The organism is Streptomyces sp. NPDC006516 (assembly GCF_040611875.1).
In the GTDB taxonomy this organism is placed as follows: domain Bacteria; phylum Actinomycetota; class Actinomycetes; order Streptomycetales; family Streptomycetaceae; genus Streptomyces.
The window spans coordinates 1-14,158 of sequence record NZ_JBEXPD010000016.1; the positions used below are offsets into that span (position 1 = coordinate 1).

Here is a 14,158-nt window from a genome sequence, read left to right on the forward strand (position 1 = left end):
TCCGTCGACGGCACGGTCTACCAGCGCAGGACACCCGCTGACCTCAACGGCAAAGCCTGGGTGTTCGACAAGCCGTTCTTCCTCATCCTCAACCTTGCCGTCGGCGGCTACTGGCCCGGTGACCCGGACGGCAGTACCAGCTTCCCCCAGCGACTCGTCGTGGACTACGTCCGCGTGACCACGGGAGACACCTCTTCGGGCGGTGGGCCCATCACCGGGCTCGCAGGCAAGTGCGTGGACGTCGCCGGCGGTGCGGCGGCGAACGGTACGGCGGTGCAGTTGTACGACTGCAACGGAACCGCGGCGCAGAAGTGGACCGTGGGCTCCGACGGCACCATCCGCGCGCTGGGCAAGTGCCTGGACGTGGCCTCGGGCGGTACGGCCGACGGGTCCCTGGTGCAGTTGTACGACTGCAACGGAACCGCGGCGCAGCAATGGGCGACGCCGGCCGCCAAGGACATCGTGAACCCGCAGGCGAACAAGTGCCTGGACGTGTCCGGTGGCAGCAGCGCCAACGGAGCCCGGCTGCAGATCTGGACCTGCACCGGTGCCGCCAACCAGAAATGGACCGTCACCAGGTGACGGCCCGTCAGTCTCCGTGGCCGGAGGAGACGGTGATCGCGACTCGCCGCACCGACTGATCCGGAGGGCGGATGACCGGCCCTTCTCGAGTACGAGGACTTCTCGCCGCCCGCGCGGGCGGCGAGAAGTCCTCGTACGGTGGCTCGGCTTGTCAGCCTCCGTCAGAGCGGGTAGCCGGCGGGCTCGCGGCGCAGAGTGATCCAGCGGGTCTCCGTGAAGGCCTCGATGTTCGCCTCCATACCGCCGTGGCGCGATCCGGTGCCCGACGCCCCGACCCCGCCGAACGGGGCATTCGCCTCGTCGTTCACCGTCTGGTCGTTGATGTGCACGATGCCGGTCGGGACGCGCCGGGCGAGTTCCAGCCCGGCGAGCCCGTCAGCCGTCACGATGCCGAGGGAGAGACCGTACCCGGTGTCCGCGGCAAGTGCCACGGCTTCCTCGTCGGTGGTGTACGGGACCACCGACACGACGGGGCCGAACACCTCCTCACGGAACACCAGGGCGTCCTTGGGCGGGGCGGCGACCACGGTCGGGCGGTAGAAGAGCTTGTCGTACGTGCCCCCGGCGGCGAGAGTGGCGCCCTGCTCCACCGCTTCCCGCACCCATGCGTGGATACGGTCGCGCTGGACCTCGTCGATCACGGGACCCATGTGCACCTGGCCGGTCGAGGGGTCTCCGACGACCATCGACTCCGCCTTGGCGGCGAGCTTGGCGACGTAGTCCTCGAAGAGCGACTCGTGCACGATGTGACGGCCGATCGACATGCAGATCTGGCCCTGGTTGAGGTAATTACCCCAGGTGGCGAGGTTGACGGCCTGGTCGACGTCGGCATCGTGGCGCACGATGAACGCCGAGTTGCCGCCCAGTTCGAGGTGCGCGCGCTTGAGGTGGCGCCCGGCCAGCTCTCCCACCGCGCGACCCGCCCGGGTGGAACCGGTGAACGCGACGACGCGGACCCTCGGGTCCTCCACGATCGCGGTGCCGACCTCCGCGCCGCCCGGCAGCAGCTGCAGCAGCCCCTTCGGCAGGCCCGCCTCCTCGAAGATCCGCACCATCGCGATCCCGCCCGTCACGACCGTGCGCGGGTCGGGCTTCAGCAGCACGGCGTTACCGAGCGCGAGAGCCGGGGCGACGGCGCGGATCCCGAGGATCAGCGGCACGTTGAAGGGAGAGATCACACCGACGACACCGGCGGGCACGCGCTGGGCGAAGGACAGGCGCGGCTCCTCGCTGGACAGCAGCTGCCCCAGTGGGTGCGACGGGAGAGCAGAAGCCTCGTAACACTCCGAAGCTGTCACATGAACGGCGAATCCGGCGAAGGCCGGTATGGAGCCCACCTCCCGCACATTCCAGCCGACGACCTCATCGGCGTGCCTTTCCCACAGTCGGCCCGCCCGGCGCAGCACGGCGGCACGCTGCGGATGAGGAAGAGCCGCCCATTCCCTCTGTGCGCGCTCGGCGCTCTCCGCGGCGCGGGCGACGTCCGACGCATCGGCGAGGCCGACGGTGGCCAGGACGTCTCCCGTGGCGGGTTCGACCGAATCAGCCGTCCCGCCCCCTCCCTCGACCCACTCGCCGTCGAGGTGAATCCGGCCGGCGCACAGCTTCAGGTCGATCAGCTGCTCGGTCGTCTCCAGTACTGAGGTCATCAGGGAATCCGTCTCTCTGTGGTCGCCGGTGATACGGCCCCCAGGCTTTCACGGCCTGAACTCAACTGCCGATGGCCGGATTGTGATTTCTCCGCCATCCATTTCCCGGAACTCCCGAGGCTCCAGCCCGCACCGCCCCTGGGACTGACCGGTCCCGCTGCGGCCGCCGGCCCGGCGCGCTACTCGGACAGCAACGGGACCCAGTGATCCACTACTCGGTCCAGGCGTAGCCGATGACTGACGATCCAGTCGTCCGGCGGGACGAGTGGAACCCGCACGGTGACCATGGACGAATCGTCTTCGACGATCACCTCCGGACACCCGCGCTCCCCGGTGAGCTGGATCGAGACGGTGGGCCCCCTGTCCCACTCCATCCAGGCGACGTCCTCGCCGGCGGTCAGTCTGTCGAGAGCCTCCGCCCAGGTCCTCAGCTTCGAGGCGGACCAGCGCGACGAAGGGGGCACACCGGCCGTCGCAGGAGTGGATCCGGCAGCAACACGCGCTTCGTGCCGAGCGGACAAAGGTGTTTCGGCCAGTCGCCGTTCCTGGCGGACCTTGGGGGGCGGGGTTCCGTCCATTACACCCGACGGTGAGGATCGTGCAGGTCTTCCGGTGTATGTGTGAGGGGCACAGAGGGAGGCGCCTACGGTCGTGCGCATGCCTGATTCTTCTGACTCAACGTCACCGGCCGTCCCCTCCCGCCGTGGGGTGCTGCGAGCGGCGGCCGTCGTCGGCGGAGCACTCGGTGTACCCGGCGGGGTGGCGGCGGCCGGCGGGCAGCCTTCCGCCGCGGCAACGCCCTCGATCGTCCCGTCTTCGCCTCCCCAACTGCCCGCCGACCTGGTGGCGTACCGCACCCCCTACATCAACTGGGCCGGCGAGATCACCCACACCGGACTGTGGGCCTGCGCTCCCCGCACCGGCCAGGACCTCGCCGATCTCGCGAACTGGGCGCACGCCAACGGCTGGCGGCTGCGCGCACGGGGCAAGGCGCACAACTGGTCGCCCCTCACCATCACCGGGCCGGAGGAATCGGACCGGCGCGTGCTGCTCATGGACACCACCGAGCACCTCACCCGGATGGAACTCGTGACGCCGCCGCCCGGCGCTCCCGGTGCCGTCCGGGCGCAGACCGGAGTGACCCTGGAGACGCTGACGGCCTTCCTCGCCGAACACGGCCTGGGCGTCACCAACACCCCGGCGCCGGGTGAGCTGACACTCGGCGGGACGCTCGCCATCGACGCCCACGGCACCAGCGTGCCCGCCGTGGGGGAGGACCCGCGTCCGGGGCACACCTACGGAACCCTGAGCAACCTCGTCCTCTCGCTCACCGCGGTCGTCTGGGACGCGGCCCGGTCCGCATACGTGGTGCGCACCTTCCACCGGGGCTCCGACAAGGAATGCGAGGCTCTGGCCACACACGTCGGCCGCGGTCTCGTCGTGGAGGCGGTGCTCCAGGCGGGTGAGGAGGTACCGCTCCGCTGCCGGAGCCGTGTCGACCTCACCAGCGACGAACTGTTCGCCGCTCCCGGCAGCGCCCTCGCCGCCCGGGGCAACACCTTCGCCGACTTCCTCGACAGCGCGGGGCGGGTGGAGGCGATCTGGTTCGCCTTCACGGACAAGCCATGGCTGAAGGTGTGGAGCCTCAGCCCGGAGCGTCCGGCGACCGCGAGGGCCGTGCACCACCCGTACAACTATCCGTTCAGCGACTCGCTGCCCACCCCCGTCGCCCGGCTGGCCGGACGCATCCTGGGGGAAGGGGCCTGGTACCTCGCCCCGGCCTTCGGCGCGGCCCAGTACACCGTGGCCGCCACGGGGCTGGCGGCGGCCTTCGCCACGGACCTCTGGGGAGCGGCGCACAACCTGCAGTTCTACCTCCGTCCCACGACCCTGAGGGAGACGGCCAACGGGTACGCGATCATCACCCGGCGGGCCGAGGTGCAGCGCGTCATCTCGAAGTTCGCGGCCTACTACAGCGAGCAGCTGAAGACCCGGGCCGCACGCGGGGAGTTCCCCGTCAACGGCCAGGTCGAGATCCGCGTGGGCGGGCTGGACCGGCCCGAGGAGTCCGCCGCCCCCGGAGCCCGGCCGCCGCTGCTCTCCGTCGTCCGGCCCCCCGCGGACCGGCCGGACTTCGACTGCGCGGTGTGGATCGACGTCCTCACCCAGCCGACGACCCCAGGAGCCCACGCGTTCTACCGGGACCTGGAGCGCTTCCTGCTCACCACCTTCGACGGCGACTACGCCCTCACCCGTGTCGAGTGGTCCAAGGGCTGGGCGTACACGGACGCGGAGGCGTGGGCGGACCCGGAGGTCATCGGAACGACGGTGCCCGCCTCGTACGGCCCCGGGCAGTGGGCGGAAGCCGTAGGAGTGCTCGACCGGCTGGATCCGCACGGCGTCTTCGGGAACGCCTTCACCGACCGGCTGATCCGGACGTGACAGGCCCAGGGTGACGGAGCCGGGCACCCCTCCTCAGACCTCGCGGTGGAGCAGGAACTCGAGCAGCCCCTCGATCTCGCACGCCGCACGTGGGGCGAGGGGCACACCACGCAGGCAGCCACGGGCGGCATCGAGGTGGCGGCGGGCTTCCTCCAGCGTCGCGGTACGCCCGCCGCACGCCTCGACGAGTGCCGTCGCGCGCTCCGCGCCGGCATCGTCGAGGGGCAGCGGCGCCTCCAGAAGGGAGGCGAGCTCCCTGGCCTGGCGGCCGTCCCCGGCCAGTGCGGCGAGGACGGGACAGGTCTTCTTCCGCTGCCGCAGATCGCTGTGCACCGGTTTTCCCGTCACTGCCGGGTCGCCCCAGATCCCGAGCAGGTCGTCGACGGCCTGGAAAGCCACCCCGAGGTGCCGCCCCGCCCGGTCCAGAGCGGATACGGTCCGCGGCGGTGCGCCGCCCAGGAGGCCGCCGAGCGCCGCGGCACACCCCAGCAGGGTGCCGGTCTTCAGTTCCGCCATCGCGCGGTACTCACCGGGCCGGACGGCGTCCGGCCCGGTCCAGGGACGGGCCGCGAAGAGCAGGTCCTCGGCCTGACCGCGTACGAGACCGGTCAGCGTTCCGGACAACCGGCCGACCGCCGCGGCGGCGTGCGGACCGGGCGTCTCGGCCAGGACCTGCACCGCCAGGGCGAGCAGCGCGTCGCCCGCGAGTACGGCGGGCCCCGTGCCGTACGCCTTCCACACGGTCTCGCGCTGCCGGCGCATCCCGTCACCGTCCATGATGTCGTCGTGCAGCAGCGAGAAGGTGTGGACGAGTTCGACGGCCACCGCACCGGCGAGTGCGCTCTCCCCGGGCGCTCCGGCCGCCTCGGCGGACAGGACGGCGAGGGCCTGGCGCACGCCTTTTCCCTCGACGGCTCCCCCGGTGGGGGCGCCGCCGACCTCGCACCAGCCGAGAGAGTACGCGGCCATCTCACCCGGCCACGCATGGAGCCGTTCCAGAGCGGCGGACAGGGAGGGGCGCACCAGATCACGGCAGCGGACGAGGGTGCGGGCAGCGGTGCCCGCGAGCTCCGGGCGGGCGGCGTGTGCGGGCCCGGCGGGCACGGTCGCGGAGGTGGTCATCGCGTCATCGCCTCCTCGGCCCGAGGGCTGCTCCCCGGCAGCGGGCCCACTCCCAGCTCCGCCGTGGCCCTGTCCACCATGTCCCGCGCGTGGCGCAGGCCGATCCGGTCCAGGGTCTCGCGGAGCCCGGCCAGGTCCACGACCGTCTCCGCGGGGTTGCGACCGAGCCGGGCCAGCGCCTTGGTGAGCCCCAGCCGGGAGAGCGCCGTCCCGCGTGGCTCGTTCATCTCCTCGAACTCCGCGAGCGCCAGCGCGTAGTCGTCACGGGCCTGCGCATACTGCCCGGCCCGGTAGCGCACGTTGCCCCGCATCTTGTGGTTGTAGGCCAGCGCGCTGGACAACTTCATCTCGCGGCACAGGGATTCGGCCTCGCCGAGCAGCGCGAGAGCGCGGTCCACGTCACCGTCGCGTACGGAGACCACGTCGGCGATGCCGCGCAGCGCCCAGGCCCGACCTCGCCGGTCGTCGGCCCGGCCCGCCGTCTCCGCCGCCTCCTCGAAGAGAGCCAGCGCCTTGTCGTACGAACCGGTGTTGCGGTGCATCTGCGCGATGCCCTCCAGCGCCCACACCGTGTGCCTGGCCTCCCCGCGCCGGCGGGCCTCGGCGAGCAACTGCTCGTGCAGTTCGCCGACGGCCTGGTAGTCGCCCTGGATGCGGCCGGTCTCCGCGAGACCGGCCAGTGAGTAACCGCGTACGACCACGTCGCCGCCCCGTTCGCCCAGTTCGGCCGCGAGCCGGAGAAGCCGGTAGGCCAGGGCCAGCGAACCGCGCTGGCGGGCGAGCGTGCCTCCGCTCCACAGAGCCCACGCCATCGCCCCCGTGTCCTGCGCCGAACGGGCCGCGCGGTAGCTCGCCTTCCACGCGGCATCGGCTTCCTCGATCCGGCCCAGTCGCCGGCAGGCCTCCGCGACCGCCAGCCCACAGCGGGCCATCTCCCCCTGCTGCCCGGCGCGTTCGGCCGCTCTCAGCTCCTCGACGCCCTTGGCCAGCACCTCGGTGAGAGAGGAATTGACCGACAGGGAGCCGAGGGCCCCCTGATACTCCGGAGCGAACGCCTTGTCCGTCGGCCGGTCCTGCTGAGTCACCCGTGCCACCCGCTCACTGTCTCGCCTGTCCTCGGCATCGCTGCCGTGCGGCGGTTGCCCCACCGTCTTGATCAGGACGTTAGGAGCGAGCGGGGGTGAGGCGAATCCCTCTCCGATCTCGTCGTGGGTCATACCTGAGGGCCACGGGGGAGCCCTGAGTAGTCATCGGGACGGACGGCGCCCGGCGGCCGGGCGGTCACATCGGCGTCGCCGGTGGGGGCCCCGTCGCCGTGTGCGCCCGCGTACAGCCCGCTTCGCGGACCCGCGTGGGGCCCGCCGGACGGGTCCTCCTTGCGAGGGAGGCGGCGGGGGAGCCGGGTCTGTTCAACCGTCCAGGTCGATGTCGCCGAGGTCCACGAAGTCGCAGTAGACCACCCGCTCCTGCGTCTCGGCCGAGCCGTCCGTGCTGATCGGCTCCGTCTCCTCGACCGTGAGCCGCAGGCCCCGTCCCCGGCCGCCCTCGTGGTCGCCTCGCCGGCCCCAGGGCCGCCCGCCGGTACCCCACCGCCGGTGGCGCCCGTGCCATCCGTGCCAGCGCTGCGGCAGAGCCACCTCGCCGGTGAACACCGCCCTGTCGGACGTCTCGGCGTCCACGGACACGAGCTCCACGGCACTGTCCTCGACCGTCACCCAGCCGAGGTCCTCGTCCTCGACGGCGGGGTGCCTGCGCTCCAGACGGGCCCTGACCCTGGGGGCCGGAGCACCTTGCGGTCGGTAGGACGGCCCGGTCAGCGTGATGCTCACGGGCGAGTCACCGCTGACGGTGAGTTCGCGGTCGGGCAGCGTCCGTACGAGATCGGAGAGCACCACACCGGAGATCTCCGCCCCCGCGATCGACGCGGGCTGGAGACGTACGAGGGACAGGCGCACGAAGGGGAAGTAGCTGTCCCCGGTGTCGAGGTCGAGGTCGCAGAACCACCGCTGGCGGGCCTTGTCGAACTGCGGGGCGAAGCCGAGCGCGGTGACCGTGGAGGCCCCGGCCACGGCGCCGGCCGTACCGCGCGAGGGGCGGCGGAGCGGGCCCACGCTCGCGACCTTGTTCGTGAACATCGCGGCCGTCGCGGGGCCCACGGAAGCCGACAGGTGGATCGGGTCCCGTCCGATCTGGGTGACGACCGGCTCCTCGTCGGGGGAGCCCGGGCCGGGTGCGTCGTCGATGAGGACGCCCAGGAGCTCTCCGTCGCCGGAGGAGAACCAGGGGCGGTCCAGGAAGACCCGGATGCCTCCGCCGCGCCGTTGTCGCACCACGGTGCCGGGAGGGCTGTCCGGCTCCTCGAAGGCCAAGGTGGGCATGCAGTACAGGACCCCGGGGGCTGCCGGAGGAGCGCTGCTCGGGACCGAGTGGGGCACTTCGCCCTCCGGCGGATCCTGTGCCGAAGGCTGCCCGGAGAAGTACTCGGCGAACCTGGTGGTGGCCACCGGCCGGTAGCTCACCTTTCGGTGCTTGGTGTCGCCGAACTCCTGCCGGCTGTAGGGCGGAGCCGCCGGAGGCTGGGCATTCTTCGCCAGCGTCTCGGCCAGCTCCGTACTGAACGTGAGTACCCCGTCGGTCAGCGTGCAGGAGGGAGGAACCCGGTATGGCACGCCTTGGGCGTCCTCGGCGTCGGCGAGGGAGAGCGGAAGGGAGAGAACGTGCGCGCTGCCCGGCCGCTCTGTCCTGCCCTCCGGTCCCTCGTCCGTGACATCGGTCCACTCGGCGAACACGTCGACGCGTTCGGTGCTCTCGGTGTGCACCGTGACGGCACCCAGCAGGTGCTCGGTCGTCGCCGACGGGGTGCGGACCGGTGCTGTGCCGAGCTGCAGCAGCGGATCCTGCAACGGGCGTGCCACCGCGTGGACGAGGGTGAACTCCTGCCCGGGGGTGAAGAGCCAGTGGCGGCTCTCGTGCGCCGATGTCATCAGCTCACCGACCTGGGCGTCGTCGGTCGCCGTCGACTCGCGGCACCAGTCGGCCAGGCCCAGCACGCTGTCCTCCACGGTGATCCGCGAGGAGACCCGGACGGTGTGGACGGCGGCCTTGGGCAGTTGAACGGTGAGGACACGCGCCTGCTCGTCGAACTGCGGCGGGCCGTCGCCCTCCGTGACGCGGATCCGGAAGGACGCCGGGCTGTGCCAGGCGGTGCCCTTCCACTCGACCGGGAAGGGCTGACCCGGTGGCAGCCCGGGGAGGCCGAAGAACACAGCACCCGTGGACAGCGGATCGGGGAGGTAGGGCATCGGCACCTGCTCGCCCGTGTGCAGGACGAGCGGCGGCGACTTCCCTCCGTCGGCGGCGTCGACCCCCTCCTGCACCTGCGCGCCTGGCAGCGTCGCATCGTCCAGAGATCCGCTCTCGTGCAGGGCGAGTTGATACACGGCGGTCCGCACGGCCGGGTCGGCCGAACCGATGGCGGTGTCCAGCATCCCGTGGCGTTCCACGCACTCCAGCGAGGCCTTCGGAGCCACGACATGGCGCTCGTCGTGTGGTGTGTACGGCGCGTGGGCGCCGCCGGTGACCGAAGGTGTCGCGTTGAAGGCGGCGGCGTACTGGTCGGTCGTCACTCCGCGGTCGCTGCGGACGACGAGCCGCTGGGTGCGGGCGCCGTCGACGAGCGGGAGACGTGGCACCAGCACAGGGGAAGGGACCGTCTCGAAGCGGCGGAACGGCTGCGGACCTTCGGCGGGGAGTGCCAGATCGGTCCTCCCGGGTTCCGCCTGCATCAGTGCGTCGGCCTGCGCGGGGGTGAGCCCGTTGCCCGCGAGGTCGACGGTGCGTACGCGGACCCGGTAGGACCGGCCGAACCGGAGTTTCGGCAGTGTCCCCGGACGCGCGACGGACGTGATCTCCAGCGGGATTCCGGGGGCGGCCGGGTTGCCGATGCGCTGGGGCTGGGTTGCTTCGTCCTCGGGGTCCGGGGCCCGTTCCGCTGCGCTCACCACCTTGCCCGGCCGGGGTGCGGCCAGGGACCAGCCGTCCCAGGTGATGATGTTGTCGTGCAGGTAGAGCCGCTGTGCGGTCTCCGGCCGGGTGGCCAGGCCGACCTGGAAGAACCCCTCGTCGGACGCGGCGAACAGCGGGGTCTGCGGCAGCCCTGGCGGGCAGTACGCCACGTCGCGCTGGTGCAGGGAGAACCACTGGGCGCGGCTCTCGTCCCAGACGTCCAGCCGGTGCCCGCGGACGAGGTCCTCGGCGAACAGCTTCACCTGGCCGGTGGCGTCGGCGTCCGCCACGAGCTCGTCGGCCTTCTGCTTCTGCTCGGCGGCAGCTTGGAAGTCCTCGGTGATATGAGCCATGCGGTCCTTGCGTGCCAGGGTGAGACCGCCTGTGCGTACGACCGGAAGGCCCACGGACTCCGCTTCGGTGGCGTCCAGTTGCAGAAGGGCGCCGTCGGCATCGGCCTGCTCGATCGAGAACTCCTCAGAGGGCAGCGGCACCAGGCCCTGGGCCGGGGGTGCCAGCGGGTCGGCCGGCTGCGCGTCACGGGCTCCGGCCACGAAGGCATGCTTCGCCCGGTCGAGGACGTAACTCGTGTGCGGGGTCACGTCGTGGCTGGGCGGCGGGTCCGGGGCGGGGCCACGCAGCAGCGGCTCCCAGGTGGGCTTGACGACGAGGAAGAGACCGCCCGCCGAGTCGGGGACACCGTCGGCGGGGAGAGCGAAGTCCAGGACCAGCCCCAGACGGCGCAACAGCGCCGGGTGGTCGCCGAGCGAACTGAGCATGGTGTGGAAGTCGGGCACAGGGGGTTCCAGCGGAGGATCGGTGTTCTCCATGGGGCGTGCGAGCGTGGGCTGGGCCGGGGACGGGTGGTGGAAGTCCTGCAGTCGCGTGAAGGTGTTCATGCCTTCGGCGGGCGACGGAGCCAGGCCCTGCATCCCGCCCTCCGCGCTCATCGTGTCCAGCTCACTCCGTCGCGGCGGACCGTCGGGGAAGCGGGTGGCGGCCATGGCGTAGATGTGCCGGGCGCTCGCCGTCATGGCTCGGGAGGGGCAGGTGGTGACCTCACGCTCCTGGTGCCGGTCGAACGTGAAGGAGTCCAGTACCGTCTCCGCGCGGAAGAGACGCTGCCACAGGACGGTGTCGGGAGGCGCGCCGGTCGGTTCGACCGGCCCGATCGGGAAGTCCTGCGGCTTTGTGACGCCGTCGGTGGTGGCGAATGCGAATGTCGCCGATGCGACTCGATCGGGCCACCGCAGGAAGTCGGGGAAGGGGCCGAGCGTGGCTCGGGTACCGGGCGCCTGCGCCTCGCCGGTTGACAGCTGCGGCGAGACGAAGACCGAGACGAGCAGTTTCGTCCCGTCGGCCGAGAAACCACCAGGAAGGACGGTCCAGTGGATCCGCTGTTCGAGGGCCATGGCTGGAGGTCTCCTTTGGGGCCGGGCCCGCTGCGGGGCGTGGGTCGAGGGCGGGCTCAGGCTGCATAGGCCAGGCAGTACGTGTCCCAGTCGTCCGGCTCCACGCACTGGGCGAAGGTGGGGTCACCCGGTGCGCCGGCGAAGCTGCGCTCCAGGGTGAGCGAGACGGTCTTGCTGAAGAAGGCGATCCGTACGCTGACGGAGAGGGTGCCTCTGCCGCGTATCACCGATTCGCCCCCGGACTTCTGGTAGCTGAGCTCCAGGTAGAACTCGACGGACACGCTGACGATGCCGAGCACCGACAGATAGCCGTTGCAGCGCAGATAGCCGCTCAGAGTGATGTCCTGGCCGCCCTGGGCGTTCTTCTCGAGCTTGAAGTAGACCCCGGCCATGATCGAGACACCGCCGCTGGCGACACCCAGATTCAGCGAGGCCGTCCCTCCGAACTCCAGTGCTCCTTCCACGAGCTCGATGCCCTGGGAGGAGACCTCCATGGCGAAGAATCCGCCACCGCCGAACAGGGAGACGCTGACGAGGAACGGGTCCTCCCGGCTGCAGATACCGAACCTGAAGCGGATGGGCGAGGCCTCGAAGGGGATCGCCAGCCCGGCGGTGAGGGACAGGTTCTGCAGACTGAACACACCGACGGCGATGCTGGGTATCGCCAGCGTGTAGCCGGCCCTGATCCCGGACGGGTCGATGTCGATGTACGCGCCCTTGCCGAAACCGTCGGCGGGCAGGAGGCTCCGCAGATTGTTGATGAACGACAGCGCACCCTCGAACACGAGCTCAAGGCCGGAAGCATCGATGTCGGGTTTGCCGCCGGGCGTGGAGGTGAAGGAGAGGCGGGCGATCCTCACCTCGGCCAGGCCCGCGAACCTCAGTTTGAGGTTGGTCAGTTCCCCGCTGACGCTGGACTTGTCCAGGCCGTCGGTGGACACGGTCGTACGGGAGTCCAGCACGAGCGAGGCGTCCTCGAGACCGACGATTCCGGAGCTCTTGATGGACGGCTTCCACACGTAGCGCAGCTCCTTGCCCGCCCCCTCGGCGAGCTCCGTGACGCGCAGGACGGGGACAGGCAGGAGGGTCCGGGGATCCCCGCTCCTGATGATCTCCTCGATCCTGTTGTCGGAGAGCTGCGCGAGATCGGTGACGGCCGACTGCGGGATCGTGCCCAGGATGTCCGACAGCTCGACGATGCCCAGGAGCTTCCCGATCTTGAATGCCTTCGTGACCTCGTCGACGGGGATGGGGACATCGGGGGCGGCCGTGACCTTCGAGAAGGTCTCGGCCAGCACCCCGGCACGGCCGGTGATCTCGGAGACCGCCGAGTTGGGACTGGCGAGCCCGCCGGCCTGCTCCGCCTTGAGCAGCAGTTGCACCGGCGTGTTCATGGTCAGGTAGGCGCCGGAGGGGTTGTCGGTGAACCCGCGCTCCAGATAGCCGGCGTTCATCCGCACCTGTACTCGGCCGCCGCCCGGCGCGAAGGCCTCGACCGCGGGTTCGCGGACCTCGGCTCCCGCCACGAACAGCACCGCGTCCAGCGGGTGATCGCCGCCTTGCGCTCTGGGCTGCACGTCGAAGCGCAGCGTGTTCACGGGGTGGCAGGTGCTGCCGGGCGAGCCCGGCAGGGGTTCCGTGATCGCCATCTCCTGTCCGTCCAGCTGGGCGATCGCACGCGTGTCACCCGGCCCGAACGCCGCCGGAGCGGGCGCGGCGTGCGGGAAGGAGGCCGCGATCGAACCGTTGGCTCCGCTTGCCGACGGGACGAGGAGGAGAGGCATGCGGAAGCTGACCTTCCGGCCTTCCTGGTCGGTGCCGGTGACGGGGAGCAGGTAATCGGACCCGGTGTCCTCGAGCACGGCGAAGAAGGGCCCGGTCGGCGGGCCGGCGTCCTTGAGCTTCGGGGTGACGCGCTCGTCGATGTGCAGCGAGGTCAGGGGCATCTCCCGCCCCTGGTGCGTGTAACCGGTGGTCGCCCCGTAGCTGATGTCCGGCTGCGGGAACTCCGCGTGCCGCTCCGAGTGAAGGCCGGCCACGATGGTGCCGTCCCCAGCGGCTGTGAAGACCCGTCGGGTTTCGATGATGAACAGGGCCTGGTGGCCGGTGTGGCAGAAATAGCGATCAGCCGTCCGGACGAACTGGTCCCTGCCGAGACCGGTGATGTGGTCGTACGAGGCCAGAGGGGCCGGCCGGCCGGCCTCGGCGAACTGGTTCAGCGCAGCTTTGTCGAGGGTCCAGCTGCCGTGCAGATGGGCGGAGGCGCCCAGTGACGTGAGTCTGAACTGCTCTGCGTGCAGCGGATCGCTGAGGATCTCGATGGGAAGCCCGTTCTTGTCGAACACCTCGTGCCTGCTGGTCTGGATGACGATGCCGTCGAGATGCTCCTGGAGCAGGGGCAGTCCGGGCGGCAGGACACCGGCTGTCGCCACGGCACGCAAGAGGGGCGGCTCGCCCGCTTCGGGGCCGAGCAGGCTCGTGTGCCAGAGCTCGGAGCGGCCGTCGGCGACGAACGGATCGGCCAGGTGCTCCCAGCGGGAGACGGCGTCGTCGTGGGTGAGCAGGAGCCGCAGGGGGAACTCGATCGTGGTCCTGTGGACACCGCCGTAGACGGCCGAGGTGCCGGGATCGGGCGCTCCGACGACCGGCACCGACTGGGGGACCAGCCGGGTCCAGTCGAGGAGTGAGGCGAGGGAGAGGCCGACACCGTCCATGTCGTCGGGCAGGGAGAAGGCCAGTGTGGACGGCCGCGCGGAGAAGGACGGAACACGTGAACTCGCGGTGGGCGGAAGGGGGAGAGCTGCTTCGGCGACGTGCTGAGGCGGCAGCGTCACCAGGATCTGGGCGGGGCCCGGAGCCTGACGCACGAGCCGGTCCCCGTCCTGACGGAGGTTCACCAGACCGATCTCCAGGACCAGCATGTCCTGCGGCCTGAGCACGCGGAAA

8 protein-coding genes are annotated in these 14,158 nt (G+C 71.0%); 2 read left to right on the forward strand and 6 right to left on the reverse strand.

The annotated features are described in order from the left end of the window. Nucleotides 1-582, forward strand: a 582-nt coding sequence (locus ABZY45_RS30640) for a lectin (RefSeq protein ID WP_356745195.1), incomplete at its 5' end; no start/stop codon positions are given. Nucleotides 583-743: 161 nt separating this feature from the next. On the opposite strand, the gene ABZY45_RS30645 is transcribed toward ABZY45_RS30640, so the two are convergent. Together ABZY45_RS30645 and ABZY45_RS30650 are read right to left on the reverse strand one after the other, a co-directional pair. After that, nucleotides 744-2,231, reverse strand: coding sequence for a benzaldehyde dehydrogenase (locus ABZY45_RS30645; RefSeq protein WP_356745197.1), 1,488 nt, complete (start codon nt 2,229-2,231; stop codon nt 744-746). Nucleotides 2,232-2,410: 179 nt separating this feature from the next. After that, nucleotides 2,411-2,695: a DUF5959 family protein gene (locus ABZY45_RS30650; RefSeq protein ID WP_356745199.1), complete on the reverse strand. Its 285-nt coding sequence runs from the start codon at nt 2,693-2,695 to the stop codon at nt 2,411-2,413. A gap of 193 nt (nt 2,696-2,888) precedes the next feature. Here ABZY45_RS30650 and ABZY45_RS30655 point away from each other — a divergent pair, with 193 nt between their 5' ends. Then, on the forward strand, nt 2,889-4,673 hold the full coding sequence (locus ABZY45_RS30655; RefSeq protein WP_356745201.1) for a cholesterol oxidase substrate-binding domain-containing protein: 1,785 nt from the start codon (nt 2,889-2,891) through the stop codon (nt 4,671-4,673). A 33-nt stretch (nt 4,674-4,706) separates the two neighbouring features. Here ABZY45_RS30655 and ABZY45_RS30660 read toward each other — a convergent pair whose 3' ends face one another. The 4 genes from ABZY45_RS30660 to ABZY45_RS30675 form a co-directional block, all read right to left on the reverse strand. Beyond that, a complete protein-coding gene (locus ABZY45_RS30660) occupies nt 4,707-5,795 on the reverse strand; it encodes a polyprenyl synthetase family protein (RefSeq protein ID WP_356745203.1) in 1,089 nt (362 codons plus the stop codon). Then, the gene (locus ABZY45_RS30665; protein ID WP_356745205.1) at nt 5,792-6,889 is read right to left on the reverse strand and encodes a tetratricopeptide repeat protein; all 1,098 of its coding nucleotides are present in this window, start codon (nt 6,887-6,889) and stop codon (nt 5,792-5,794) included. Before ABZY45_RS30665 ends, ABZY45_RS30660 begins: the two co-directional genes overlap by 4 nt. 315 nt (nt 6,890-7,204) lie before the next feature. Next, a complete protein-coding gene (locus ABZY45_RS30670; RefSeq protein ID WP_356745207.1) occupies nt 7,205-11,212 on the reverse strand; it encodes a hypothetical protein in 4,008 nt (1,335 codons plus the stop codon). Nucleotides 11,213-11,268: 56 nt separating this feature from the next. Further along, on the reverse strand, nt 11,269-14,151 hold the full coding sequence (locus ABZY45_RS30675; RefSeq protein WP_356745209.1) for a hypothetical protein: 2,883 nt from the start codon (nt 14,149-14,151) through the stop codon (nt 11,269-11,271). Between the last annotated feature and the right edge of the window lie 7 nt (nt 14,152-14,158).

Coding starts and splice junctions, on each gene's coding strand:
- ABZY45_RS30660 (WP_356745203.1), bottom strand. CDS start 5,795: ATGACCACCTCCGCGACCGTGCCCGCCGGGCCCGCACACGCCGCCCGC.
- ABZY45_RS30670 (WP_356745207.1), bottom strand. CDS start 11,212: ATGGCCCTCGAACAGCGGATCCACTGGACCGTCCTTCCTGGTGGTTTC.
- ABZY45_RS30645 (WP_356745197.1), bottom strand. CDS start 2,231: ATGACCTCAGTACTGGAGACGACCGAGCAGCTGATCGACCTGAAGCTG.
- ABZY45_RS30655 (WP_356745201.1), top strand. CDS start 2,889: ATGCCTGATTCTTCTGACTCAACGTCACCGGCCGTCCCCTCCCGCCGT.